The sequence below is a fragment of the Cellulosimicrobium cellulans genome (genome assembly GCF_016907755.1).
GTDB lineage: Bacteria > Actinomycetota > Actinomycetes > Actinomycetales > Cellulomonadaceae > Cellulosimicrobium > Cellulosimicrobium cellulans_D.
In genome coordinates this window covers 4185395-4210917 of sequence record NZ_JAFBCN010000001.1, presented here as the reverse complement: position 1 = coordinate 4210917, position 25523 = coordinate 4185395, and the positions used below count along the sequence as shown (strand labels likewise).

The window sequence follows — 25523 nt, the reverse complement described above, 5'->3', positions numbered from 1 at the left end:
ATCCTTTCCCAGCCCCCGGGGTCCCGCAATCGCTACCGGTGGCTGCTCGCGTGCCGTCGTCATCCGCAGACGACGGCGAGGCCCGCCTCCCCCTCGGGAGACGGGCCTCGCGCTCAGGAGACGCTGTCGGTCAGCCGCACGTCAGCGCCGCGTACGGCGCGCTGACCTCGCTCGTGACCCCTCCGACGACCGCGCTGACGACGGCGTCGCCCGCCGCCACCGAGGCGGCGCGCACCGCGAACGACTGGTACGCGTTCGCGCCCGGGGTGACGCTCGCGACGGTGCGCGACCCGAACGGCGTCGAGAGCGTCACCGCGAGCGGCGCCGCGCCCCCGTTGGTCGCCCGGACCGCGACGTACGCCTTGCCCGCGAGGCAGCGGGTCGAGGCCTCGACCGTGACGTCCGCCTCCGCGGGGAGGTCGGTCGGGTACGCGACGACCTGCGGGGAGGCGAACGAGCCGACGGCGGGCGCGCCCGTGTCGTTGACGACGTGGTCGATGCCGCCCGAGCCGTTGAGGAAGACGCTCGTCATCGACCGGAACGTCACGCCCGCGCGGACCGGCGTCTGGACGCCGCTCGCGACGCGTACGTCGACGCCCTGGTTGAAGAACGAGTACACGCCCAGGCCGACGGCGTCGTGCCGCTGGACGTGGTCGCCCACCCGGTACGACGCGTACCCCTTGCGGTCGCCGTCCATGAACGCGGCCTGGCTCGGCACGTCGTAGGGGATCTCGCTCTGGTAGAAGACCGTGCGGCCGCGCTCGCCGTTCCAGATCGTCTGGTTCTTCTGGTAGTGCTCGACGAACAGGCCCGTGGCGGTCACGTCGTCGCCGTTCACGACGACGCCGTGGTCACCGGTGTTCTGGTCCCACCCGATGCCGGCGCCGTGGTCGCCGCGCCAGGCCCAGATGTGGTCCAGGAGCACGTGGTCGCTGTTGACCTCGATGCTCGTCGTCGCCTTGCCGACCCACGGTCCGCCGACGCGGACGAACACGTCGGTGAGCGTGGTCGGGTCGGCGGCGTCCGCCACGTGCGCGTCCGCCGGACCGACGCGCACGAGGACGTCCGACTCGACCGGTCCGGCGTCGACCGTGATGCCCGCGACCTTCACGCCCGCGACGTCGCCGATCTCCAGCGCCGCGGTGCCCGACGTCGGCGCGAGGGACGCGTAGCCGAGGCCCAGCACGACCGTGTCGGGGTTCTCGACCTGGATCGCCTCGTCGAGGTGGTAGACGCCGGGGGTGAGCAGGAGGTTCTTGCCGGTCGCGAGGGCCGCGTTGATCTCCGCCGCCGAGTCGCCCTCGTGGGCGACGAAGAAGCTGTCGAGGGACAGCTTCTGGCCCGCGTCGGCGTCGGTCGACCAGTCGACGCCGCGCGTCTCGGTCCGCGCGTTCGGCACGAACACGGCGAGGTCCTCGCCGTCGCGGAAGAGGAACGGCGCCTCCCGGCTCAGCGGGGTCGTGTCGAGCGTCGTCTTGTTGCCCGCGGTGCCGTCGGGCTGGGGGCCGAAGTCCGTGGCGGGGGCGCCCTCGACGCCGGAGAAGACCATGTTCCACACGCCGCCGTCCCAGGTGCCGACCTCGGAGTTGCGCGTGTACCACTGCTGCTGCGAGCCGGTCACGAGGCGGCCGGAGACGCGCGAGTTGGCGAGGTAGCCACCGCTCGCGTACTCGCCGAACCGGCCGAACACCGTGAGGTCGCCCTGGATGTCGACGCGACGCAGCGGCGCGGCCTGCGACACCGCGAACCGGAGCTGGTGCGGGTCGGTGATCCCCGCCGGGAACGGGCGGTTCACGTCCTCGTCGACCGGGCGCTGGATCGGGTTGATCGCGACGTTGCTCAGCGAGCGCCAGAAGCGCGTGAGCGAGCCCGGGTCCTGGCAGCTCCACGGGTTGTTCGGGCAGCTCACGACCGGCTGCACGCTCAGCGCGCCGTTGATGAGCACGTCGTCCGGCTGCGCGCCGAGACCGGCGATCGCGGTGTAGTAGCCGACCTCGGCGTTGACGATGCCCGTCGCCGTCGCCGGGTCGTTCGCGCCGGACGCGTCGCCGTAGACGCCGGGCTCGAAGAACACGGCGTGCCGGTCCTGGCTGAACTCCGCCTCGTCGTTGATCGACGCGAGATAGGTGTTGATCTGGTCCACCGACCACGAGTCGTCGATGAAGACGACGTTGGGTCCGAGGTCGGGGTCGGTGGCGGGGGCGGCCGTCGCGGGCGCGCCGAGAGCCACGCCCGTCGCGGCCACGGCGAGCGCCGCCACGCCCGCGCCTGCGGCACGGGCACGACGGGCCGGCCTGCTCGCGCCGGGGATGGTCGTCGAGAGGGTCACGGTGGGTGTTCTCCTTCGAACGGGGGGTCGGCGCAGCGCACCGACGCCGGCGCGACGTCGCGCCGATGCGGGGAGCCTAGGGCACAACTGACTGTCTTGTCAGTAACTCGCTGGGAGCGCTCTCACATCGTGGGACGAACCCGTGAGTGCAGGAAAAATGTCGCCCCGAACCGGTTCGGGACGACAGATTTCACGCACTCGACGGGGAGCGGTCACTGCACGACGCCCAGGTCCCGGTGTTTTCGGTCGGCCCTGGGCGTCGTTCCGTGCCGGGCGGGTGCCGCGCTCCTGCGTCGCGGGACCCCCACCCGTCACTGCACGACGCCCAGGTCCTCCGCGTCGACGATGCGGTAGGCGTACCCCTGCTCCGCCAGGAAGCGCTGGCGGTGGGCGGCGAAGTCCTGGTCGACCGTGTCGCGGGCGACGACGGCGTAGAAATGCGCGGTGCGGCCGTCGGACTTGGGGCGCATGACGCGGCCGAGGCGCTGGGCCTCCTCCTGGCGGGACCCGAACGACCCCGAGACCTGGATCGCGACGGACGCCTCGGGCAGGTCGATGGAGAAGTTCGCGACCTTCGACACGACCAGCCGCGAGATCTCGCCCGAGCGGAACGCCTCGAAGAGGCGCTGGCGCTCGCGGACCGTCGTCGCACCCGTGATGAGCGGCGCGTCGAGGTGGTTGCTCAGCTCCTCGAGCTGGTCCAGGTACTGGCCGATCACGAGCACCTGGTCGTCCGGGTGCTGCGCGACGATCTGCTCCACGACCCGGTTCTTGCCCGCGGCGGTGGCGGCGAGCCGGTACTTGTCCTCCGGTTCAGCGACGGCGTACGTCATGCGGTCGGACTCGGGCAGCGTGAGGCGCACCTCCACGCAGTCCGCGGGCGCGATGTACCCCTGCGCCTCGATGTCCTTCCACGGGGCGTCGTACCGCTTGGGCCCGATGAGCGAGAACACCTCGTCCTCGCGGCCGTCCTCGCGCACGAGCGTCGCGGTGAGCCCGAGGCGGCGGCGCGCCTGGAGGTCCGCCGTCATGCGGAAGATCGGCGCGGGCAGCAGGTGCACCTCGTCGTAGACCACGAGGCCCCAGTCGCGCGCGTCGAGCAGCTCGAGGTGCGTGTACACGCCCTTCCGCTTGGTCGTCAGCACCTGGTAGGTCGCGATCGTGACGGGCTTGATCTCCTTGCGCGCACCGGAGTACTCGCCGATCTCGTCCTCGGTGAGCGTCGTGCGCCGCACGAGCTCGTCGCGCCACTGCCGCGCGCTCACGGTGTTCGTCACGAGGATGAGCGTCGTCGTCCCGGACTTCGCCATGGCGCCCGCGCCGACGATCGTCTTGCCCGCGCCGCACGGCAGCACGACGACGCCGCTGCCGCCGTGCCAGAACCCGTCCACGGCCTGGGCCTGGTACGGGCGCATCTCCCAGGGCTTCGGCTCCTCGCCCTCGACGCGCGGCGGCGTCGTCGGGCTGAGCGCGATGGCGTGCTTCTCGCCGTCGACGTACCCCGCGAGGTCCTCGGCGGGCCAGCCGAGCTTCACGAGGACCTGCTTGAGGTGGCCGCGCTCGGACGGGTGCACGACGACGGTCGTGTCGTCGATCCGGTCGCCCACCAGCCCGGCGGTGCGCTTGGACTTGAGGACCTCGGCGAGGACGGCGCGGTCCGTCGCCTCGAGCACGAGCCCGTGCGTCGGGTGCTGCGCGAGCGTGAGCCGCCCGTACCGCGACATGGTCTCCGCGACGTCGACGAGCAGCGCGTGCGGCACCGGGTAGCGCGAGTACTCGATGAGCGTGTTGACGACCTGCTCGGCGTCGTGCCCGGCCGCGCGCGCGTTCCACAGGCCGAGCGGCGTGAGCCGGTAGGTGTGGACGTGCTCGGGGGCGCGCTCGAGCTCGGCGAACGGCGCGATGGCCCGCCGCGCGTCGTCGGCGCGGGGGTGGTCGACCTCGAGCAGCAGCGACTTGTCGCTCTGGACGATGAGGGGTCCGTCGGTCATGTGTCTCCTTGCCGAGGTAGAACCGTGGTGCCGCGAGGTGGAGGCGTGGTCGTGACCAGGGCTCTACCTCGGCGGGGCGTCCGGGGTGACGGAGGCGATGCGGTGGACCGCGACCGTGAGCTCGGCGTCGCGCGCCGGGTCCTGCGCGCGCAGCCGTCCCGCGTCGAGGGTGAGGGGTCGGACGCGGCGGCGGTCCTGCCCTCCGGTCGGCCCCACCACCTCGAGCCAGACCATCGCCCCGTCCGCGATGGCCTCGCGCAGCAGACCCAACGCGGCCACCGGGTCGGATGTTCCCTCCCCGAGGTCGTACCCGCTGGACCCGCTGTGCCCGTTCGTGCCCGACGGCGCCCGGTCGCCCCCGCTCGACACGCTGCGGTCACCCGTGGCCCGGCCCGTGCCGCCGTCGGCCTGCGCGGCGGCGCGGGAGTCGGCGGCGCGCAGCCGCGCCACGAGGTCCGCGAAGCGCGCTTCCCCCCGGTCGGGGCCAGAACCGGGTTCGTCGACGCGCGCACCGGACCCCGGGACGACTCCCGTCCGCGCCCGTCCGCGTCGGCCCGCGGTGGCGAGCCGTCCGCGCCGGGGCGGTGCGACGTCGTCGGGCCCGCCCCGACGTGCCGCCCGGTCCGCGACGAGCACGCGCCCGTCCGGGCCCTCCACGACGGCCGGGACGCCGCGCGCGCGCAGCGCCTCCTGCAGCTCCCCGGCGGGTGCCGAGGACGCGAGGACCGTGGGCGCGAGGAGCACGAGGCCCAGCCCGCGCAGGACCGGGTCCTCCGCGATCCCCGCGAGCAGCACCGGGTCCTCGGCGCGCACGTACGACGACGCCGTCCCCACACGGACCCGACCGTGGCGGCGGGCCGTGTCCCGCACCAGGTACTCCAGCGGCTGGGGCACGGGCGTGCGCGAGTGCGCCGCGAGGTCGCCCAGGAGCTCGTCGGCCGTCGCGCCCCGGTCGAGCGCGCGCAGGACGGAGTCCGGGGTGAAGCGGACCGTCGTCGCGGCGCCGCGCGACTCGACGTCGGCCGCGACCTCCACGAGCCGCTCGAGCGTGCGCGACGGCCGCCCCGGCACGATGCCCGTGAGGTCGCCCTGGAGCAGCAGGTCGTCGACCTCGGTCGGGAGCACCGCCTCGAAGGCGGCGCCGAGGTCGGCCGGCCCGGTCCCGGACGGCGACGCCGCGTCGTCGGCCCCGAGGAGGACCCGGCCCGGGGGAGCGAGGGCGCCGGCCCCCGTCACCCCGAGCAGCGCGGCCTCGCGCAGCAGCCCCGCGACCGCCTGCTCCGGCGGCACCGCGCGCGGCGTACGCCACCGCAGGACGGCGACGACGTCGGCCGCGGCGAGCGGGCGCCCGGGGGCGAGGTCGAGGACGTCCAGGACGGACCGGCGGAGCCGGGGCACCCACGGGCGCCACAGCTCCGGGTCGAGCGCGGCGCGCAGGGCTCCCTTCTCGTCGCGGCTGCCCACGAGCCAGGGAGTGCGGCGCGAACGCCACCAGCCGCGGGCGAGCGTCGCCCACCGGTCGCCCAGGTCGTCGTCGAGCCAGTCCTCCGCCGCGAGGGTCGGGGTGAACGTGGGCGGGTCGTCGCCGTCGTCGGCCACGAGCCCGGCCGCCGCCGCCAGCTCGACGACCGCGGCCGCCGTCGGGTCGTCCACCTCGAGCGCGACGGCGGCCCGCCGCAGGTCGCGCACCCCGAGCCCGCCCGCGCGCAGCACGCCCGGCGGGTGCTCGGTCCAGTGCGTCACGAGCCGCGCGACGAGCCGCACGGCCTCGAGCCCGGCGCTCGCGGACTCGGCGGCGACCGTCGCCGTCGGGAGCTCGCGGACGTCCGGGACGGGCGGCGCCGTCCGGACGTCGCGGTGGGTGCGGTCGCCGCGCAGGGCGAGCCCGACCTCGCGCGGCAGCACCACGTGGCGCTCGTCGGTCGCGCGCAGGTAGCCGTGGCCCACGAGCCAGTCCGTCGCACGCCGGGCCGACGGGTCCGACCGGGGAGCGACGCCGACGGGCGGTCCCCACGTCAGCGCGTCGAGGATGGCCCGGGCGCCCGGCGGCGCGTCGTCGGGCAGGTCGGACGGAGGGCCGGCGGCCGACGCGCCGGGCGCGGTCGCGACCGGGCCCAGGCCGGCGGGGTGCGGACCCAGGACCTCGGCGAGACCCGGCGCCGGGCGGGACCCGGCCGCCCGCGCGCCCGGCGTCCACACGAGCGCGAGCTCGTCGAGAAGGGCGAGCGCCGCGGTGACACGCGCCCGGTCGACGCCCGTCGCGCGGGCGACCGTCGCCGCCGTCGCGGACGACCCCACCGAGTCGAGGACCAGCACCGACTCCAGGACGTGCAGCGTGAGCTCGTCCAGCCCCGCGAGCGCCCGTTCCAGGCTTGTCCGGTTCATCGCGCGCGCGGCGAGCGAGAGGAGTGTCGAGGGCGACGGGGTCGCGAGGTCGGGCCGCCGCCGGAGCAGCGCGACCAGGGCGGCGTCGTCGCGCTGGCGCAGCGACTCGCTGTACGTCGGAGCCCGCTCGGGCCGGGAGGTGGCCATCCGTTCGATGTTACGCGCCGCTCGGCCACGGCCGGCGGACGGTCCGGGTGCTCAGCCGCGGGCGGTGCGCCGGCAGACCTCGTCCCAGGGCGTCGGCTCGATCCCGAAGCGGGCACGCGCTGCCGTGTCGTCGAGCACGTAGGGGCGGTCCCACTGGTAGGCGAGGTCGCGGAGCTCGCGCAGCAGCGGCGAGAAGAGTCCGGCGGCGGCGAGGCCGGCGCCGCGCAGCGAGCGGACCCGGACGGGCGGGTGCCCGGCGCTCGCGAGGACGTCGGTGAGCGCCTCGCGCTGGGTGCGGGGCGGGTTGCTCGGCGTGTGCCACGTGCGGCCGTGAGCGTCGGGGTCGGCCGCCGCCGCGACCAGCGTGCGGGCGGCGTCCTGGACGTCGGTGAACGAGTGCGGCAGGTCGGTGCGCCCGATCATGGTCACGGCACGCCCGCGCAGGGCGGCCGGGACGACGCGCGAGACGTGCCCGTTGCTCCCGACCCCGGGCCCGACGAAGTCGGAGCTGCGCACCTCGACGACGCGCGCGCGACCGGCGCGGTGCGCGGCGAGCGCGTCGGCCCACAGCCGGGCGCGCAGGACGCCCTTGTGGTCGGTCGCGACGTCGGGCAGGTCTTCGGTCATCGGCCCGTCGACGGGGCCGTACGGGTAGAGGTTGCCCGTGATCGCGTAGACGGCGCCGGTGCGCTCGACGGCGGTGAGCATCGCCGTCGCGAGGGGCGGCCACACGCGCTCCCACTGCGTGTAGTCGCCGGGGTTGGCGCAGTTGTAGAGCACGTCGGCGCCCTCGGCGACACGGGCGAGGGCGTCCGCGTCGGAGGCGTCGAGAGCGAGGTGCGTGGCGCCCGCGACGCCGGTGTCCCGGCCGCTACGGGTGACGACGGTGACGTGCGACCCGCGGGTGGCGAGCTCCGCGGCGACGTGCCGGCCGACGGGCCCGGCGCCGACGACGACGTGCCGGTCGGCCGAGGAAGGTGCGCTGGACATGGGGTCTCCTTTCCGAGAGCAGTGCTCTCGCTTCGTCGAGGAGCATGGCACGCACCGTCCGCTTGCGCAAGAGCGGTGCTCTCGTTTGTGGGCGGCGCTCTCGTCTGCCACCCTGACGGGATGACGGCTCCTCGCACGGCACGCGCCCTCGCGCGCGAGACCCTGACGCGCGACATCCTCGACGCCGCCCGCGCGCGCCTCGTGGCCGACGGCCCCGCCGCGCTCTCGCTGCGGGCCGTCGCGCGCGACGTCGGCATGGTGTCGTCCGCCGTCTACCGGTACTTCCCGAGCCGCGACGCGCTGCTCACCGCGCTCCTCGTCGAGTGCTACGACGAGCTCGGCGCCGCCGTCGAGGCTGCGGAGGCCGCCGTCGCGCGCGACGACCTGACCGGCCGGTGGCTCGCCGCCTGCCGGGCGCTGCGGTCGTGGTGCGTCCAGCGCCCCGGCGACTTCGCCCTCCTCTACGGCACGCCCGTCCCGGGGTACGCGGCGCCGCAGGACACCGTCGAGCCGGCGACGCGCGTCGTGCGGACCCTCGTCCGGGTCGTCGCCGACTCCTGGGCGGACGGCGAGGGCCCCGCGCCCGCCCCGCCGTCGGCCGGTGACGCGGGCGCGCTCGTCGCTCCCGCCGTCGCGTACGTCGCGTCGCGCGGGCTCGTCGGCGCCGACGCCCCGGCGGAGGCCGTCGTACGCACGCTCGTCGCCTGGACGACCCTGTTCGGCACGGTCTCCTTCGAGCTGTTCGGCCACCTCCACCGCACCGTCGCGGACTACGCGCAGTGGTTCGACGCCGTCGCCCTGCGCGTCGGCGCCGACGCCGGGGTCGTCCCACGCGGGACGGATGCGGCCTTGCCGCCGTCCGGCCGGTAGCCTGGGGGTTCTGGTTCCTACGAGCACGAACGAGGTCCACGTGCCCACCGGCAAGGTCAAGTGGTTCGACACCGAACGCGGGTTCGGCTTCATCGCCAACGACGACGGCGGCGAGGTCTTCCTGCACGCCTCCGCGCTGCCCGCGGACGCCCCCGCGCCCAAGCCGGGCGCCCGGGTGGACTTCGGCGTCGCCGACGGGCGTCGCGGCCCGCAGGCGCTCGCGGTCACGCTCCTCGACCCGGCCCCGTCCGTGGTCAAGGCGAAGCGCCGCTCGGCGGACGAGATGGCGGTCATCGTGGAGGACCTCATCAAGGAGCTCGACCGGATCCGCGACGGGCTCGGCAAGGGCCGCTACCCGGAGAAGGGCAAGGCCACGATGGTCGCCAAGGTCCTGCGCGTGGTCGCCGACGAGATCGAGGGCTGACATGGTCGCCGTGGCTGCCGCCGAGGAGCGTTCCCGGGGAGTGTCCGCGCGTGCCGCGCGGGACGCCGTGCTCACGGGCGCGGTCGAGCTCGCGCGCGCCGCGGCCCAGGAGGTCGCCGAGCGCCCCGAGGACGTCGGGGAGCACCTCGGCACGTTCGCGGAGGCGGACCGCCTCATCTCCCACCGGTTCGCGTGCACGATGCGCGGCTACCGCGGCTGGCACTGGACCGTCACCCTCGCGCGCGTGCCGCGCGGCCGGACGGCCACGGTGTGCGAGGTCGAGCTGCTGCCGGGCGACGGCGCGCTGCTCGCGCCGTCGTGGCTCCCGTGGTCCGAGCGCCTGCAGCCGGGCGACGTGGGGCCGGGCGACGTGCTCCCGTTCCGCGCCGACGACCCGCGTCTCGAGCCCGGCTACGTCCCCACCGGCGACGAGGAGCAGGACGCGGTCGCTATCGACGAGCTCGCCCTCGCGCGTGCCCGCGTGCTGTCCCCGCAGGGCCGTGACGAGGCCGCCGAGCGCTGGTACCGCGGCTCTCGCGGACCGACGGCGCGCGGCGCCGTGGCCTCGGCCGCCGAGTGCGGGTCGTGCGGCTTCCTCGTCACGCTCCAGGGCAGCCTCGGCCAGGTGTTCGGCGTGTGCGCGAACGCGTGGTCGCCCGACGACGGCAAGGTCGTGAGCCTCGACCACGGCTGCGGCGCGCACTCGGAGACCGACGTCGAGCCGCACCGGAGCGACTGGCCGGACGCCGACCCCCTGGTCGACGAGCTGCACGTCGAGATCGTCTCGCTGCTCGAGTCCGTCGCCCCGCCGGCAGAGCCCGCCGAGGAGACGGTGGCGGAGCCGGAGGCCGACGCCGTCGCCCCCGAGCCGACGGCCGACGCCCCGGAGCCGGGAGCCGCGCTGGAGTCCCGGCCGGCCGACGCCCAGCCGGCCTCCGAGCCGGCGGCGGACGAGCCGCAGGAGTGACGGACGACGTCTTCGGGACGGCCGCGCTGCGCCGTGCGGTCCTGGAGGCGTGGCGGTCGTCGCCGACGCGTCTGCGCGAGGACGCGAACACCGAGGAGGACCACGCCCACGGGTCGTACCGGGGGCGGGTCGTCGTCGAGCTCGCGCAGAACGCCGCGGACGCCGCGGCCCGCGCCGGGGTCCCGGGGCGGCTGCGCCTGAGCCTGCACGCGCCGTCGGGCCCGGACGAGCCCTGGGTGCTGCGCGCGGCGAACACCGGCGAGCCGCTGGACGCCTCGGGCGTCGCGTCGCTCGTCGCGCTGCGCGCGTCCGCGACGGGGCGCGGTACGCGCGACGCCGACGGCCGGGCGTCCACGGTCGGCCGTTTCGGGGTCGGCTTCGCGGCGGTCCGGTCGGTCTCCGACCGGGTGCGGGTCGGGGCGGGGGAGAGCGCCGTCGAGCTGTCGCTCGAGCGCACGCGCGCCGCGGTCGACGACGTGGTCGCCGACCGTCCCGACCTCGCCGCCGAGGTGGCGCGCCGCGGCGACCGGCTCCCGGTGCTGCGCCTCCCGTTCCCGACCCGCGTCGAGGTGCCGGCGGGCTACGACACGGTCGTCGAGGTCGAGCTGCGCGACGCGGACGCGCTCGCCGCGGTCCGCGCGGAGCTCGCCGACGTGGGCGACCCGCTCCTGCTCGCGCTCCCTGCCCTCGCCGAGGTCGTCGTGACCGGGGACGGCGTCGAGCAGCGCCGTGTCGCGGACGTCGCCGACCGGTGGACCGTCCTGCGGCGCGAGGGGTCGATCGACCCGGCGCTGCTCGCGGACCGCCCGGTCGAGGAGCGCGCGACGACGCGGTGGGCGGTCACGTGGGCGCTGCCCGACGACGGTGCGCGCACCGAGGTCCTGCACGCCCCGACCCCCACCGACGAGCGCCTCACGTTCCCCGCGCTGCTCCTGGCGACGTTCCCGCTGGACCCGGCGCGCCGCCACGTCCCGCCCGGCCCGGTCACCGTGCACGTCGCGCGCGCGGCCGGGCGGGCGTACGCGGAGCTGCTCGCGGAGCTCGCGCACACGCGTGGCGCGGACGTGCTCGCCCTCGTCCCGACCGGGCTCCCGGCGAGCACGGTCGACGCAGAGGTCCGAGCAGCGGCGGAGGCGGCGCTCGCCCGGACCCCGCTCCTCCCGCTCGACGCGCTGCCCGCGCGGGGTGCCGAGGAGCCGCTCGGGGTGGCCGACGACGAGGCCGGGGCTGCGGCCGACCGGCGAGCCCTGGTCACGCCCGCCGAAGCGCGCGTCCTCACGGGGGACGTGGGCGACGCGCGCGTGCGGGCCGAGCTCGGGCTCGCGCACCTCGTGGACGTCCCGGGGCCGCTCCGCGCGGTCGCGCGGTCGCTCGGTGCGCAGGTCGTGGACCTCGCGGACGTCGTGGACGACCTCCCGCTCGTCGCCGACCCGGCGCGCTGGCGCGACCTGTACGACGCCCTCGCGCCGCACGCCGGCGACCGGTCGGTGCTCGAGGCGCTGGGGGCGCTCCCCGTGCCGCTGCTCGGCGGGCGGGTCGTGCGCGGTGCGCGGGGCCTGCTGCTCCTGGACGCCGGGTCGGGCGCGCCGTCGGACGGCGGGGTGATCGATGCGCGCGACGCGACCGGGCTCGGGCTGCGCGTGGTCGACCCGCGCGCCGCGCACCCGCTGCTCGAGCGCCTCGGGGCACGGGTGACCGACCTGCGGACGGTGCTCTCCGACGGGGCCGTGCGCGAGCGCGTCCTCGCGGCGGCGGACACGGCGGACGCGGGCGACGACCCGACGGCGGACGTGGAGCGGCTGCTCGCGCTGGTCGCGACCGCGGTGCGTGCGGCACCGGACCCGGCACGGGCGGGGCTGCCGTTCTGGTGGGGTGAGCTGCCCGTCCCGACGGCCGACGACGAATGGTCGCCCGTGCGCGGCTGCGCGCTGCCCGGGACGTGGGCCGCGGACGCGCTCGACACGCTCGACCTGGTCGATCCCGCGGTCGTCGACCGCTGGGGCGGGCCGGTGCTGCGCGCGGTGGGCGCGGCCGACGGGCTGGGGGTGCTGCAGGTGCGCGACGTGCTCACGCCCGCGTCGGCCGACGACGAGCCGGACCTGGACCCGCACGCCCCGGAGGGCTGGCTGTCCGACTGGGGCGGGTACCTCGCGTACCTCGCGGCGACGCTCGGTCCCGAGGCGTACGTGGGCGACGTCGTCGCGGTCGCGGACCTCGACGCGGTCGCCGACGCGGCGTGGCCGGACGCGCTCGCGCGCCTCTCCACGGATCCCGCCACCCGGGAGGCGCTGCTCGCCCCGGTGCGGGCCGAGGGAGGTCGGACCACCACGGCGCGCTCCTACACCGCGTGGTGGCTGCGCGAGGAGCTCGGCGGGGCGTTCGCGCTCGGCTCGGGCCCCCGGTACGTCCCGTTCCTGCGTCCGGCCCCGCCGGAGGTGGCAGGGCTCGACGACGAGGTGCTGGCCGCGCTGGGCGGCGTACGGGACCTCGCGGAGCTCGAGCCGGACGAGTGGGTCGAGCTGCTGGACGACCTGCCCGACGTCGGAGAGGCGGTCGACGCGCGGGCCGCGCTGACGCTCTGGCGTGCGCTCGGCGTCCTCGCGGCCCGGGGCGAGCGGCTGGACCCGCCGCCCGACCGGGTGCCCGCGCTGCGTGCCGGCGCCGTGGTCGTGGTCGGTGCGGACGACGTCGCCGTCGCCCCCGACCCGATGTGGTCACCCGTCCGTGCGGTCCTCCCGGCGCCGCCGGGGCTCCTGGCCGAGGTCGCCGACCTCCTGGACGTCCGGACCGTCCCGCGCACCGCTCCCGCCCCCGACGCCCCCGGCCGTCGTGGCGACGTCCCCGAGGCGGTGCGCGCGGTCCTCGACGGTCCGGCGCCTCGCACCTGGGAACGTCACGACGACCTGCGCGTGGGCGGGGTCGCAGTCTCGTGGTGGGTGGAGCGCGGCGGGGGAGCGGACGCCGTCGTGCACGCGACCGGGCCGGCCGGGCTCGCGGCGGGGCTCGCGGTCGCGACGGGACGCCACGGCGCGCGGTTCGTGCTCGAGGAGGCGCTCCGCGACCCGGACGCGGCGCAGGACGCGCTCGCGCGGACGGCCTGGGACGACCCTCAGTCGTCCGACGACGCCCCGTAGCGGGTGCGGTTCCGGCGCTCCCACACGAGGCCGAGCAGGCCGAGGACGAGGCCGACGCCGCACGTCGCGACGGCGCGCGGGGCGATCGTGCCGGTCACGAGCAGGACCGTGCACACGACGAGCGCGACCGTCCAGAGGCCCATGCCGACGAGGATCACGACGCGCAGGTCGACCCGCCAGGGCCCGGGGTCGGGGCGGCGGCGGTCGGGGTGGAGCAGCAGCGTGACGAACGAGGGCACAGGGGCATCGTAGCCACCGCGCGGTTTTTCACCCGCACCCGGGTGTCACACCCGTGACCTGCACCACATCTCCTTCTGGTGTGAACACACGTCGGGACCACTCGCAACGGCACGCTAGGATGCAGGCGCCGCGCTACGGCCTCCACAGATGGTCACTCGTCCAGGTGGATCTGGCCGGCGCCGGGCCGCACATCGCTTCGGGACCTTCGTCGGATGTATCCGGACCTTCGGCAGAACGTGGAATCTGGACACCCGTCCAATCTATTTCTCCGAGCGGCTAGTGCGACGTCGGATCCGCAGGATCCTGCCCCTCAGGACGACTCCGACCGAGACTGTGCGGAACGTCTTCTCACCCGGGTGAAACCCCCTGGCAACCCTCGTTCCCACAGTTTCTAAACCCTAGGATGAGTCGCCATGCAGGGTGTGGAACCGACCGGAGGTGGACGCATGTCCCACAGCGTCACCGAGGACGCCAGGCGGAGCCTGCGCACCCTTCTCGCCACGACTCCCGCGGCCCGGATCCGGGCTGCGCGCGCCGCGTTCGCCGCGCAGGGCTGGGAGGTCGCCTACCGCCGCCGCCTCCTGCTCACGGACACCGCCGTGATCGTCGTCGCCGTCCTCGTCGCCTACTTCCTCCGCTGGGACCAGTTCATCGACGAGCCCGTCCGCGAGGCTCGCGTGCCGTACGTGGTGCTGAGCCTCCTCGTCGGCGTCGCCTGGTCCCTCTCGCTCGTCGCGAGCCGGACGCGCGACCCGCGGGTCATGGGGAGCGGTCCCACCGAGTACCACCGGATCTTCGACGCGTCGTGGCGCCTCTTCGCGGTCCTCGCGGTCCTCGCGTTCCTGCTCCGCTTCCCGGAGGCGCGGGGCTACCTCGCGTTCGCGTTCCCGATCGGCCTCGGCGGCCTCCTCCTCGGCCGGTACGCGTGGCGGCAGTGGCTGCACGGTCAGCGGGCCCACGGGCGCATGCGCTCCGCGGTGCTCGCGATCGGCCACCGCGACCAGGCCGAGCGGCTCATCCGCGACCTCAACGGCCGCGACGAGTCGGGGTACCGCGTCGTCGGCGTGTGCGTCCCGTCGGGCGGGTTCGGGGCGGGCGAGGAGATCCGCGGCGTCCCGGTCCTCGGGGAGCTGCGGCACGCGGGCGAGGTCGCCACGCGGGTCGGTGCGGACGTCGTCGCCGTGTCGGGCTCGGACGCCATCACGGCCGAGGTCGTCCGGCGGCTGGGCTGGGAGCTCGAGCCGTACGGCGTCGACCTCATGCTCACGGCAGAGCTCGCGGACGTCGCCGGGCCCCGCATCACCATCACGCCCGCGGAGAGCGTCTCGCTCCTGCACGTCGACGCGCCCCGCTTCACGGGCCCCAAGTTCGCCGTGAAGTCGGTCATCGACTGGGCCGGCGCGGCGCTCATCACGCTCGCCGCGCTGCCGGTGCTCGTGCTCGTCGCGCTCGCCGTCCGCATCACCAGCCGCGGCCCGGTGCTGTTCCGCCAGGAGCGCGTCGGCCGCAACGGTCGGACGTTCCCCATGTTCAAGTTCCGGTCGATGCGCTCCGGCGCCGACCGCGAGGTCCAGCACCTCGAGGAGCAGAACGACGGCGCCGGGCCGCTGTTCAAGATGCGCGACGACCCGCGCGTCACGCGCGTCGGTCGCGTGCTGCGCCGCTACTCGCTCGACGAGCTCCCGCAGCTCTTCAACGTGCTGCGCGGCGACATGAGCCTCGTCGGACCGCGGCCACCGCTGCCGCGCGAGGTCCAGAAGTATGAGAAGAAGGTGCGCCGTCGCCTCCTGGTCAAGCCCGGCCTCACGGGACTGTGGCAGGTCGGCGGCAGGTCGGACCTGTCGTGGGAGGAGAGCGTCCGCCTGGACGTCTACTACGTCGAGAACTGGACGATGTTCGGCGACTTCCTCATCCTCGCGCGCACGGCGCGCGCGGTGTTCTCCGGCTCCGGGGCCTACTGAGGCCGGCGGGGTGCAGGGTCGGGCGCGGGGAGGTGCGTCGTGCGGGTCTCGGTCTCGGGATGCGGTCGCCGCGGCGTCCTGCACGCGGCCTGCCTCGCCGCGGCGGGCCACGAGGTCGTGCTCCACGACACGAACCCCGGCGCCCTCGACGCGCTCCGCACGGGTCTGAGCCGTACCGCTGAGCCGCGTCTCCACCGGCTCCTCGCGCTCGGCCTCGTGAGCGGCCGGCTGCGCCCCACGACGGACCGGACGGCGGTCGCCGGTGCGCGCGTGCACGTCCTGTGCGTCGGTGCCGGCCCGGACCCCGACCCCGACGGCGTCTCGCGCGTGGTGACGCTCCGCGACGCGCTCGACGACCTCGCCCCGCACCTCGGCCCCGGGGACCTGGTCGTCGGGCGCGCCCGCGTCCCGGCCGGGACCGCGGAGTGGCTCGCGGCAGGCCTCGTCGCCGACGGCGTCCGGGCGACCGTCGCGTGGGTGCCCGACGAGCACCGGACCGGGCACGCCGTCGTCGACCTCCTGCACCCGCCGCGGCTCGTCCACGGGGTCCCCGCCGGCCCGGCCGGGGAGCGGGCGGCCGCGATCCTCGACGCGCTCCACGCGGTGCAGCTCGCGACGGGCGCTCCCCGGACCGTCACCGACCTCGCGACGGCGGAGGGGCTCGGGCACGGCGCGGGCACACCGCGCCTCGCGACCCTCGACGGACTCCGCGACGGCGGGCGCGACGACGCCGACGTGGCGTCGAGCACACCCGTCGCGGCGCTCGTCGCGGTCGGCGCCGCCTGACGTGCGCGGACACCCCCCGGGGGCGATGCCGGACCGTGTCCCCCGTGTTACCGCGCGGTCACAGGGTTCTGGCAGCATTCTCACCATGTCCACACCCACCTCCGTCCACGAGGACGAGCAGGCGCCTGCCCCCGCGTCCGGCGCGATCGACCGCTTCTTCAAGATCACCGAGCGCGGCTCGACGATCGGCACCGAGATCCGTGGTGGTCTCGTCACGTTCTTCGCGATGGCCTACATCATCGTGCTGAACCCGCTGATCATCGGGACGGTCCAGGACGGCACGGGCCAGTTCCTCGGTGGTGGCGACGCGCCCGACTTCGGCAAGATCGCCGCGGCGACCGCGCTCGTCGCGGGCGTCATGACGATCGCCATGGGCGTCTTCGCGAACTTCCCCCTCGGTCTCGCGGCCGGGCTGGGCCTCAACGCGGTCGTGGCGTACTCCATCGCCTCGCTGCCGGGGGTGACCTGGGCGGACGCGATGGGCCTCGTCGTCATCGAGGGCCTCATCATCCTGCTCCTCGTGCTCACCGGGTTCCGCGAGGCGGTCTTCCGCGCGGTCCCGGTCGAGCTGAAGACGGCCATCAGCGTGGGCATCGGCCTCTTCATCGCGCTCATCGGCCTCGTCAACGCGGGCTTCGTCACGGCGGGCAGCGGCACGCTCCTCGCGCTCGGCAACCTCGGCACGTGGCCGATCCTCGTGTTCGTGGTCGGGCTCGTGCTGACGATCGTGCTGTGGGTCCGCAAGGTCAAGGGCGCGCTGCTCGTCGCGATCCTCACGGCCACCGCGCTCGCCGTCGTGCTGGAGAACACGCTGCACATCGGCGCCAAGGCGCCCGACGGCTCCAACCCGGACGGCTTCAACCTCAACGCGCCCACGTTCGACGGCGTCGTGCAGGTCCCGGACTTCGGCCTCCTCGGCCAGTTCTCGCTCCTGGGCTCGTTCCAGAACATCGCGACCGTCACCGTGATCCTGCTGGTGTTCTCGCTCCTGCTCGCGGACTTCTTCGACACGATGGGCACCATGGTCGCCGTCGGCGCCGAGGCGCGGCTCAACGACGCCGACGGCGTCCCGCCGCGCTCGCGCGCGATCCTCGTGGTCGACTCGCTCGCCGCGGCCGCGGGCGGCGCGGGCTCCGTGTCGTCGAACACGAGCTTCGTCGAGTCCACGACCGGCGCGGGCGAGGGGGCGCGCACGGGTCTCGCCTCGGTCGTCACGGGCGTCGCGTTCCTGCTCGCGACGTTCCTGTCGCCGCTCGTCGCGCTCGTGCCCTACGAGGCCGCCGCACCGGCGCTGGTCTTCGTCGGGTTCCTCATGATGACCCAGATCGCCGGCATCTCCTGGAAGAACGTCGAGATCGCGATCCCGGCCTTCCTCACCATCATCGTCATGCCGTTCACCTACTCGATCGCGGACGGCATCGGCGCGGGCTTCCTCGCGTTCGTCGTGATCAAGCTCGCGCTCGGGAAGATCCGCGCGATCCACCCGCTCATGTGGGTCGCGTCGGCGATGTTCCTCGTGTACTTCCTCCTCGGCCCGATCCGGGAAGCACTGGGCGTCTAGGCTCGGCCCATGACGAGCGCGGCGGACGAGCGGTCGGGAGAGGTGTCGGTCGACGACGCCGTCCCCGCCGGTCGTCCGCCCGCGTTCTACCGGCTGGACAACACGGTCCAGCCCTACGACTGGGGCTCGACGTCGGCGATCCAGGAGCTCCTGGGGGTGGACCCGGACGGTCGTCCGGCGGCCGAGCTCTGGATGGGCGCGCACCCGCTCGCGCCGTCGCGCGTGGTGCCCGACGGCGAGGATCGCCCGGGCGGGGCACCGCGCCCGGGCGGGGCGGCAGCGTCGGGCTCGACGCTCGCCGACCTGGTGCGCGCGGACCCGGTGGGGGTGCTGGGCCAGCGCGTGCTCGACCAGTACGGTCCCCGGCTGCCGTACCTCCTCAAGGTGCTCGCCGCCGAGCGCGCGCTCTCGCTGCAGGTCCACCCACGACCGCACCTCGCGCGCGCCGGGTTCAACCGCGAGAACCGGGAGGGCGTGGCGCGCGACTCGCCGCTGCGCAGCTTCCACGACGACCAGCACAAGCCCGAGATGGTCGTGGCGGTGTCGCGCTTCGAGGGCCTGTCGGGCTTCCGTCGGCCGACCCGCATCCTCGAGCTCCTCGACGGCCTCGACGGCGACCTCGTCGGGCGCATGCGGGCGGCCCTCGTCGCGCGCCCCACGGAGGCGGGCGTCCGCGCGGCGTTCACGCTGGCGCTGCACGCGCGGTCCGAGCCCGACGTCGCGGCGGACCTCGCACGGACCGTCGCGTCGGTGCGGGCCCGGGCCGACGCTCCGGCCGGGACCCCGGCCGGTCCCGGTGCCGCGGCGGCTCCCGGCGCCCCCCGCCGCACGTCGAGGCGTGCCGACGCCACGGTGCTCGCGCTCGCCGAGCAGCACCCGGGCGACCCGGGCGCCGTCGTCTCTCTCATGCTCAACCGGGTCACGCTCGCGCCCGGGGAGTCGATGTTCGTGCCGTCCGGCCACGTCCACGCCTACCTGTCCGGCTGCGCGGTCGAGGTCATGGCGAGCTCGGACAACGTCCTGCGCGCCGGGCTCACGAGCAAGCTCGTCGACGTCGACGCGCTGCTCGAGTGCGCGACCTGCACGCCCGGTCCCGCGGCGCGCCCGCGGCTGGTCGACGACGGGTCCGGACTCGTCACCTACCGCCCGCCCGTCGCGGAGTTCGCGCTGCGGGCGGGTCGGATCACGGGTCCGGTGCCGCTGCCCGACGCCGGTCCGCGCGTCGTGCTGTGCCTGGACGGTGCGGTGACGCTCGCCGGAGGCTCCGGCGCGCGCTCCGTCGAGCTACGCCTGGCGCGCGGCGAGTCGGTCTTCGTCCCGCACGGGACGGGTCCGGTGGTCGCGCGCGGCGACGGCCGCGCCGTCGTCGCCTACGTGCCCTGATCAGGGCGCGGACCTCTCGCCTCCGCCCGCGAGGGTGACGTGCGCCTCTTTCATTACTCTAGGTAATGAGTTAAGGTAACTATCATGCCTGCTGCGGACCCCACTGCCCCCTCCCGGAGCCAGTGCCGGCCCGCCACCCTCGGCGGCGAGCTCCGCGTGGCGCTCACCCGTATCTCGCGCCGTCTGCGCGCCCAGCGCGGCGAGGCCGACCTGCCCGAGGGTCGGTTCGGCGTCCTCACGGTGCTGCACAAGCACGGCGCCATGTCGCCGAGCGAGCTCGCCGAGCACGAGCGCGTCCGGCCGCCGTCGATGACCCGGGCCGTCAACGCCCTCGTCGAGATGGGGCTCGTGGAGAAGAGCGAGCACCCGAGCGACCGCCGCCAGGTCGTCGTGCGGCTCACCGACGCCGGTGTGCGCGAGGTCAAGGAGACCCGCCGCCGCCGGGACGCGTGGCTCACGCAGCAGCTGTCCTCCCTCACCCCCGATGAAAGAGAGACCTTGGCCCGCGCCAGTGAGCTGTTGACCCGGATCGCCGCCCGATGAGCGCGACGTTCTCCTCCCTGAAGTACTACAACTACCGCGTCTGGTTCGGTGCCGCGCTCGTCGCGAACGTCGGCACCTGGATGCAGCGTGTCGCGCAGGACTGGCTCGTCCTCACCGACCTCACCGACAACTCCGGCATCGCCGTCGGCGTCGTGACAGCGCTGCAGTTCGCGCCCGTGCTCGCCCTGTCCGCGTGGGCGGGCCTGCTCGCCGACCGCCTCCCGCGCCGCCGGCTCCTCATGGCCACGCAGGGCGCGATGGGTGTGCTCGCCCTCGGTCTCGGTGCCCTCGTCCTGTCCGGGCGCGTCGAGCTCTGGCACGTCTACGTGTTCGCCGGGCTCCTCGGTGTCGTCACCGCGTTCGACAACCCGGTGCGCCAGACCTTCGTCGCCGAGATGGTCCCCGCCGACAAGCTGTCCAACGCCGTCGGGCTCAACAGCGCGTCGTTCAACGCCGCGCGCCTCGTCGGGCCGGGCGTCGCCGGGCTGCTCATCGCGGCCGTCGGCTCGGGCTGGCTCTTCATCCTCAACGGCGTGACGTTCGGGGCGACGATCCTCGCGCTCATGTACATGCGCACGCGCGAGCTCCACGTCCTGCCCAGCGCACCCCGCGAGAAGGGACAGATCCGCGAGGGCATCCGGTACGTGCGCCGGCGCACCGACATCATCGTCATCATGGTCGTCGTCGGCGTCGTGTCGACGTTCGGGCTCAACTTCCAGCTCACGTCCGCGATGATGGCCAAGGTCGAGTTCGGCAAGGGGCCGGGGGAGTACGGGATCCTCGGGTCCATCCTCGCGATCGGGTCGTTGACCGGCGCCCTGCTCGCCGCACGGCGCGAGCGGCCGCGCGTCCGGCTCGTCATCGGGTCCGCGTTCGGGTTCGCCGTCGCGACGGGCGTCATGGCCCTCATGCCGACCTACCCGAGCTACGCGATCGCCTGCATCCCCGTGGGTCTCGCGTCGCTCACGATGATGACCGCCGCCAACTCCACGATCCAGATGTCCGTCGACCCGGTCATGCGGGGGCGGGTCATGTCGCTCTACATGATCGTGTTCCTCGGCGCGACGCCGGTCGGGTCGCCGCTCGTCGGCTGGATCGCCGAGGCCTGGGGCCCACGCTGGGCCATCGGGGTCGGATCGATCACCGCCGGCCTCGTCGCCGTGGGCGCGGCCGTGTGGGCGGTGCGCAACTGGCACCTCGAGGTCCGCTACCGCGTCCTCCAGCGCCCGCACCTGGTGGTGCGCTACCTCGACGCGGGCACCCCGGCGGACCGCTCGGCCCGCGCCGAGACGAGCCGTCGCCTCGGGATCGAGGACGCGGAGGAGGCGGCCCGCGCCGCCTGACCCCCCGGTCCCTCCGCCGAACACGACCTTGGTGTCGCTCTGGCCCCCAGAGCGACACCAAGGTCGTGTTCGACGCGGGGGAGGGTCGTGGTCGTCAGGCCAGGTGCGCGACGACGTGGTCGACGCACGCGGTGAGGGCGCGGACGTCGTCAGGCTCGATCGCCGGGAACATCGCCACGCGGAGCTGGTTGCGGCCGAGCTTGCGGTAGGGGAAGACGTCGAGGATCCCGTTCGCGCGGAGCGCGGCCACGATGGCGGTCGCGTCGATCGCGTCGTCGAGGTCGATCGTGCCGACGACGGTGGAGCGCTGCGCCGGGTCGGTGACGAACGGCGTCGCCCACTCGCGCTCCTCGGCCCAGCCGTACAGGTGGCCCGCCGACTCGGCCGACCGGGCCGCGGCCCAGGGGAGACCGCCGTTGCCGAGGATCCACTCGACCTGCTCCGCGAGCATGACGAGCGTGGCGATCGCAGGCGTGTTGAGCGTCTGGTCCAGGCGCGAGTTCGCCGCCGCCGTGCGCAGCGACAGGGACTCCGGCACCCAGCGCGTGCCGCTCGACTCGACCTCCTCCGACCGCGCGAGCGCGTCGGGCGAGCACAGCGCGAGCCATAGGCCGCCGTCAGACCCGAAGACCTTCTGCGGCGCGAAGTAGTAGACGTCGGTCTCGGCGACGTCCACGGGGAGCGCCCCCGCACCCGAGGTGGCGTCGACGAGCGTGAGGGCGCCGCGCTCGCGCGACCCCTCGACGCGGCGGACCGGGGCCATGGCCCCGGTCGAGGTCTCGTTGTGCGGCCAGGCGTGCACGTCGACGTCGTCCGCCGGCGCGGGCAGCGCGACGGACCCGGCGGGGGCCGAGATCACCTGCGACGGCTCGAGGAACGGCGCCGACGTCGTCGCGGCGGCGAACTTCGCGCCGAACTCGCCGAACGCGGCGTGCTGCGCCTTGGTGCGCACGAGGCTCACCGTGGCGACGTCCCAGAACGTCGTGGAGCCACCGTTCCCGAGCACGACCTCGTAGCCCTCGGGCAGCGCGAAGAGCTCGGCGAGCCCCTCGCGCGTCCGGCGCACGACCGAGCGGACCGGTGCCTGGCGGTGGGACGTCCCGAGCAGGGACGCGCCGGCGTCGGACAGGGCGCGGACCTGGGCGGCGCGGACCTTGCTGGGCCCGGAGCCGAAGCGGCCGTCGGCCGGCAGCAGGTCCGAGGGGATCGTGATCGGGGCGTTCGCGGGATCGGGCACGCCGTCACACTACGCGCGTGGCACACGGGCCGGGAGCGGTGTCCGCGGACGAGCGACGACGGTCGCCGGGTCGCGGCCGGGTGCCGGAGCGTCCGGTACGGACCGGCACCACGGGTTCTCCCGCGCGGCCCCCGGGCCGGGTCACGGGCTCGCCATAGACTGTCCCCAGCGGCCCGCCGGTGCGGGCAGGCGCCCCGCGGCGACGACGACCGGGCGCCCCGAGCCGACGAGCGACTGGGAGCGTGACGTGACCGATCTGATCGATACCACCGAGATGTATCTGAAGACGATCTACGAGCTCGTGGAAGAGGGCATCGTCCCGCTGCGCGCGCGCATCGCGGAGCGCCTCGGCCACTCGGGACCCACGGTGTCGCAGACGGTCGCGCGCATGGAGCGCGACGGTCTCGTGGTCGTCACGGGCGACCGCCACCTGGAGCTCACGTCCGTCGGCCACGACAAGGCCACGCGCGTCATGCGCAAGCACCGGCTCGCGGAGCGGCTGCTCACCGACGTGATCAAGCTCGACTGGGAGTACGTGCACACCGAGGCGTGCCGCTGGGAGCACGTCATGAGCGAGCTCGTCGAGGAGCGCCTGATCGGGTTGCTCGACCACCCGCACTTCGACCCGTACGGGAACCCGATCCCGGGCCTGCCGGAGCTGGGGGAGCAGTTCGAGGAGGTCGACTTCCTCGACGGTGTCGTCTCGCTGCCCGTGTTCCTCGCGGAGCACGGTCGGGACGGCGCGGAGGCGCGCGTCGTGCTGCAGCGGATCGCCGAGCCGATCCAGGTCGACGTCGAGCTGCTCTCGCGGCTCGCGGAGGCCGAGGTGCTGCCCCGCCGGACCCTCGTCGTGCGGTCGACGGGCGACGGCGGCGTGACCGTGCAGGGAGAGGGCGCGGGGGTCGTGCTGGACCTGCCCGACGACGTCGCGCGGCACCTCTTCGTCGCCCGGGGCTAGCCGTCCGTTCACCGGCAAAATGGCGCTGACCAGCGACGATGCGATCGTCCGCATCGATTCGTAATGGGAACGTGACTTTTGCCGAGGCGTCCTGTACGGTCGGTGCTGCTCCATCGGAATACCCATTCGACGGAGTCCTCGCGCGGAACGCCTAACCCTGTCACCGCAAGAGGCCAACGACGACCCGATGACAGGGACGGGGGACCCACTTCCGGGTGCTGGAGACAGCGCCCTTGGGGTGAAGCCCGACGGACCTCGGTCCGGCGGGCCGGGTGACTCTTCCACCCGAACCCGACAGCTGACCTCGCAGGCGTCTTGGAGAGGCACAAAGTGACCGTGAGCACGACTCGCGCCCGCCACCGCGCGGCGCGGCGTCCCGTGACGCCACTCAGCTCAATCGCCCAGGCCGCGTCGGACCAGATGTCGACCGTCGGTCGCCGCACCGCCGTCGTCGCCGCGTCCTCGGGCCTCATCGTCTCGATGATCGGTGCCGCCGCCCCGGCGACCGCGGCCCCCGTCGACAACGAGTCCGGCAAGCTCAACGCCGTCGACCTCAGCGCCCTCACCGCGCAGGCGCGCCAGGCGCTCGAGGCCGCACCCGCAGTGACCGTCGCGGCTGACGCGGCGTTCACGATCGAGCAGGCGGCCGCCCCGGTCACCGTGACCCCGGCCCCGGAGCCGGAGCCGGAGCCGGAGCCCGTCCGCACCCAGCAGACGAGCCGCACGCAGGAGCGTCAGTCCACCCAGTCCGAGGCCCCTGCCCAGCAGGAGGCGTCCGTCGACGTCCCGGCCTCGGCCTACGGCTCGACCATCGTCTCGATCGCCGCGCGCTACGTGGGTGTCCCCTACGTCTACGGCGGCACCACCCCCGACGGCTTCGACTGCTCGGGCTTCACCAGCTACGTCTACGCGCAGGTCGGCATCAGCCTGCCGCGCACGTCGAGCGCGCAGGGCTCCGTCGGCACCAAGGTGTCGCGCGACCAGGCGCAGCCGGGCGACCTCATCTGGACGCCGGGCCACATCGCGATCTACGCGGGCGACAACATGATGATCGACGCCCCGCGCCCCGGGAAGACCGTCCAGTTCCGTCAGATCTGGCAGTCGAACCCCACCTTCATCCGCGTGGCCTGATCCCCACGCTCTCAGGGCCCCAGCGGTCACTGGCCTGACGAACCCCGTCACCTCGCGCGTCGTCGCGAGGAGGCGGGGTTCGTGGCATTCTTGACGTGTTCGTGACTCGTGGCAGACGGACGGGCGCGCTGGTCTCGGCTAGGTTGGTCGTCCGATGGCACCGGGCCGTCGAGAGGAGAGTCGCTCATGACCCGCACGGAATCCGTCCTCGTCGGCGTCGACGGCTCGGCACCGAGCCTCCACGCCCTGGACTGGGCCGCGGCGTACGCGCTGCAGGTGGGCTGGCCGCTCCACATCGTCTGTACCTATTCGCTGCCGTCGTTCACGGCGGCCTCGCTCGACGGCGGCTACGCGGCGCTCGACGACTCGGCCATCCAGGAGGGCGCCCGTGCCGTCCTCGAGGAGGCGCGCGCCCGCTCCGAGTCCGCCGGGGTCCGGACCACCGCCACCGTGACGACGGGCGACGCCGCGGGCGTGCTCGTCGAGATGTCGCGCGAGCACTCGCTCGTCGTCGTCGGCACGCGCGGCCGGGGTGGCTTCACCGAGCGCCTGCTCGGCACCGTGTCGTCGGCACTGCCCGCGCACGCCCACTGCCCGACCGTCGTCGTGCCGTACCGCTCCGACGCGAAAGACGCAGAGGGCGAGCCGCAAGAGGCGTCCGCCGTGAAGCCGCTACGACGCATCGTCGTCGGCGTCGACGGGTCGCCGTCCGCGGAGATCGCCCTGCGCCACGCGATCCGTCAGGCCCAGGCGTGGGACGCGGAGCTCGTCGCGGTCGCCGGCGTCCCGGTCGGGGCCGGCGCTGGTCTCCTCGCGTGGCTGCCCGCGTCGATCGACCACGAGCAGGTCCTCGCGGACATCACCGAGGGTCTGAACGTCATCATCGACCGGCACGAGTCGGAGCACCCGGGGCTCACCATCAAGCGCATCGTCCTCGACGGCACGGGCGCGGAGCTGCTAACGGAGTTCTCGACGGCCTCCGACCTCATCGTCGTCGGGTCCCGTGGCCGTGGTGGCTTCCGCGGGCTCCTCCTCGGTTCCACGAGCCAGGCTGTCCTGCACCACTCGGCGTGTCCCGTCATGGTCGTGACCAAGAAGTGCGACGACGGCGCGCCGGCCACCCCCGAGGACGGCTGAGCCGCT

The 25523-nt window shown here is 74.6% G+C and carries 19 protein-coding genes and 1 riboswitch; of the genes, 13 read left to right on the top strand and 6 right to left on the bottom strand.

Annotated features, from left to right (window positions below):
• Positions 1-130: 130 nt before the first annotated feature.
• From JOE63_RS18180 to JOE63_RS18165, 4 genes are all read right to left on the bottom strand, one after another.
• A complete protein-coding gene (locus JOE63_RS18180; RefSeq protein ID WP_239576753.1) occupies positions 131-2329 on the bottom strand; it encodes an adenylyl cyclase in 2199 nt (732 codons plus the stop codon).
• A gap of 311 nt (positions 2330-2640) precedes the next feature.
• Positions 2641-4320: a DNA repair helicase XPB gene (locus JOE63_RS18175; RefSeq protein ID WP_087469803.1), complete on the bottom strand. Its 1680-nt coding sequence runs from the start codon at positions 4318-4320 to the stop codon at positions 2641-2643.
• A 63-nt stretch (positions 4321-4383) separates the two neighbouring features.
• Positions 4384-6852, bottom strand: coding sequence for a helicase-associated domain-containing protein (locus JOE63_RS18170; RefSeq protein WP_204542919.1), 2469 nt, complete (start codon positions 6850-6852; stop codon positions 4384-4386).
• A gap of 51 nt (positions 6853-6903) precedes the next feature.
• On the bottom strand, positions 6904-7842 hold the full coding sequence (locus JOE63_RS18165; protein WP_204542917.1) for an NAD-dependent epimerase/dehydratase family protein: 939 nt from the start codon (positions 7840-7842) through the stop codon (positions 6904-6906).
• Positions 7843-7962: 120 nt separating this feature from the next.
• On the opposite strand from JOE63_RS18165, the gene JOE63_RS18160 reads away from it, so the two are divergent.
• Genes JOE63_RS18160 through JOE63_RS18145 form a run of 4 tightly spaced genes read left to right on the top strand, consistent with a single transcriptional unit; the run spans position 7963 to position 13237 of the window.
• Positions 7963-8712 (top strand): TetR/AcrR family transcriptional regulator, encoded by a 750-nt coding sequence (locus JOE63_RS18160; protein WP_087469800.1) that lies wholly within the window; start codon positions 7963-7965, stop codon positions 8710-8712.
• A gap of 40 nt (positions 8713-8752) precedes the next feature.
• Positions 8753-9136, top strand: coding sequence for a cold-shock protein (locus tag JOE63_RS18155; RefSeq protein ID WP_087469799.1), 384 nt, complete (start codon positions 8753-8755; stop codon positions 9134-9136).
• A 1-nt stretch (position 9137) separates the two neighbouring features.
• Positions 9138-10103 carry a DUF3027 domain-containing protein gene (locus JOE63_RS18150; protein WP_087469798.1) on the top strand — a complete coding sequence of 322 codons (966 nt, stop codon included), beginning with the start codon at positions 9138-9140 and terminating at the stop codon, positions 10101-10103.
• The gene (locus JOE63_RS18145; RefSeq protein ID WP_204542913.1) at positions 10100-13237 is read left to right on the top strand and encodes a sacsin N-terminal ATP-binding-like domain-containing protein; all 3138 of its coding nucleotides are present in this window, start codon (positions 10100-10102) and stop codon (positions 13235-13237) included. The genes JOE63_RS18150 and JOE63_RS18145 overlap by 4 nt, the downstream gene beginning before the upstream one ends.
• Here JOE63_RS18145 and JOE63_RS18140 read toward each other — a convergent pair.
• Positions 13213-13476: a DUF2530 domain-containing protein gene (locus JOE63_RS18140; protein WP_204542911.1), complete on the bottom strand. Its 264-nt coding sequence runs from the start codon at positions 13474-13476 to the stop codon at positions 13213-13215. The two genes, JOE63_RS18145 and JOE63_RS18140, sit on opposite strands and share 25 nt — an antisense overlap.
• A gap of 447 nt (positions 13477-13923) precedes the next feature.
• Between JOE63_RS18140 and JOE63_RS18135 the strand changes: the two genes are divergently transcribed.
• From JOE63_RS18135 to JOE63_RS18110, 6 genes are all read left to right on the top strand, one after another.
• Positions 13924-15438 (top strand): sugar transferase, encoded by a 1515-nt coding sequence (locus JOE63_RS18135; protein ID WP_204542909.1) that lies wholly within the window; start codon positions 13924-13926, stop codon positions 15436-15438.
• Between the two features lie 39 nt (positions 15439-15477).
• Positions 15478-16224 (top strand): hypothetical protein, encoded by a 747-nt coding sequence (locus JOE63_RS18130; RefSeq protein WP_204542908.1) that lies wholly within the window; start codon positions 15478-15480, stop codon positions 16222-16224.
• Between the two features lie 85 nt (positions 16225-16309).
• Complete coding sequence (locus tag JOE63_RS18125; protein ID WP_087469793.1) at positions 16310-17785, top strand: NCS2 family permease; 1476 nt, start codon at positions 16310-16312, stop codon at positions 17783-17785.
• A gap of 9 nt (positions 17786-17794) precedes the next feature.
• Positions 17795-19168, top strand: a complete 1374-nt coding sequence (gene manA, locus JOE63_RS18120) for a mannose-6-phosphate isomerase, class I (RefSeq protein ID WP_204542907.1) — start codon at positions 17795-17797, stop codon at positions 19166-19168.
• Between the two features lie 156 nt (positions 19169-19324).
• Positions 19325-19711 (top strand): MarR family winged helix-turn-helix transcriptional regulator, encoded by a 387-nt coding sequence (locus tag JOE63_RS18115; protein WP_307840208.1) that lies wholly within the window; start codon positions 19325-19327, stop codon positions 19709-19711.
• Positions 19708-21054 carry an MFS transporter gene (locus JOE63_RS18110; RefSeq protein WP_087469790.1) on the top strand — a complete coding sequence of 449 codons (1347 nt, stop codon included), beginning with the start codon at positions 19708-19710 and terminating at the stop codon, positions 21052-21054. Before JOE63_RS18115 ends, JOE63_RS18110 begins: the two co-directional genes overlap by 4 nt.
• 94 nt (positions 21055-21148) lie before the next feature.
• Here JOE63_RS18110 and serC read toward each other — a convergent pair whose 3' ends face one another.
• The gene (gene serC, locus JOE63_RS18105) at positions 21149-22291 is read right to left on the bottom strand and encodes a phosphoserine transaminase (RefSeq protein WP_307840207.1); all 1143 of its coding nucleotides are present in this window, start codon (positions 22289-22291) and stop codon (positions 21149-21151) included.
• 247 nt (positions 22292-22538) lie between these two features.
• Here serC and JOE63_RS18100 point away from each other — a divergent pair, with 247 nt between their 5' ends.
• The 3 genes from JOE63_RS18100 to JOE63_RS18090 all read left to right on the top strand — a co-directional run bounded on the left by JOE63_RS18100 (position 22539) and on the right by JOE63_RS18090 (position 25517).
• Entirely contained in the window at positions 22539-23249 is a 711-nt protein-coding gene (locus tag JOE63_RS18100) for a metal-dependent transcriptional regulator (RefSeq protein ID WP_204542906.1), read from the top strand.
• 167 nt (positions 23250-23416) lie between these two features.
• Positions 23417-23577: riboswitch (cyclic di-AMP (ydaO/yuaA leader) on the top strand.
• A 2-nt stretch (positions 23578-23579) separates the two neighbouring features.
• Entirely contained in the window at positions 23580-24380 is an 801-nt protein-coding gene (locus tag JOE63_RS18095) for a C40 family peptidase (RefSeq protein WP_307840206.1), read from the top strand.
• Positions 24381-24566: 186 nt separating this feature from the next.
• A complete protein-coding gene (locus tag JOE63_RS18090) occupies positions 24567-25517 on the top strand; it encodes a universal stress protein (protein ID WP_204542905.1) in 951 nt (316 codons plus the stop codon).
• The last annotated feature ends 6 nt before the right edge of the window (positions 25518-25523 follow it).

What these genes read in the sequence shown, in the direction of transcription:
- JOE63_RS18175 (WP_087469803.1), bottom strand. Translation starts at nt 4,320, where the DNA reads ATGACCGACGGACCCCTCATCGTCCAGAGCGACAAGTCGCTGCTGCTC.
- JOE63_RS18170 (WP_204542919.1), bottom strand. Translation starts at nt 6,852, where the DNA reads ATGGCCACCTCCCGGCCCGAGCGGGCTCCGACGTACAGCGAGTCGCTG.
- JOE63_RS18165 (WP_204542917.1), bottom strand. Translation starts at nt 7,842, where the DNA reads ATGTCCAGCGCACCTTCCTCGGCCGACCGGCACGTCGTCGTCGGCGCC.
- JOE63_RS18160 (WP_087469800.1), top strand. Translation starts at nt 7,963, where the DNA reads ATGACGGCTCCTCGCACGGCACGCGCCCTCGCGCGCGAGACCCTGACG.
- JOE63_RS18150 (WP_087469798.1), top strand. Translation starts at nt 9,138, where the DNA reads ATGGTCGCCGTGGCTGCCGCCGAGGAGCGTTCCCGGGGAGTGTCCGCG.
- JOE63_RS18135 (WP_204542909.1), top strand. Translation starts at nt 13,924, where the DNA reads ATGTCCCACAGCGTCACCGAGGACGCCAGGCGGAGCCTGCGCACCCTT.
- JOE63_RS18125 (WP_087469793.1), top strand. Translation starts at nt 16,310, where the DNA reads ATGTCCACACCCACCTCCGTCCACGAGGACGAGCAGGCGCCTGCCCCC.
- manA (WP_204542907.1), top strand. Translation starts at nt 17,795, where the DNA reads ATGACGAGCGCGGCGGACGAGCGGTCGGGAGAGGTGTCGGTCGACGAC.
- JOE63_RS18110 (WP_087469790.1), top strand. Translation starts at nt 19,708, where the DNA reads ATGAGCGCGACGTTCTCCTCCCTGAAGTACTACAACTACCGCGTCTGG.
- JOE63_RS18090 (WP_204542905.1), top strand. Translation starts at nt 24,567, where the DNA reads ATGACCCGCACGGAATCCGTCCTCGTCGGCGTCGACGGCTCGGCACCG.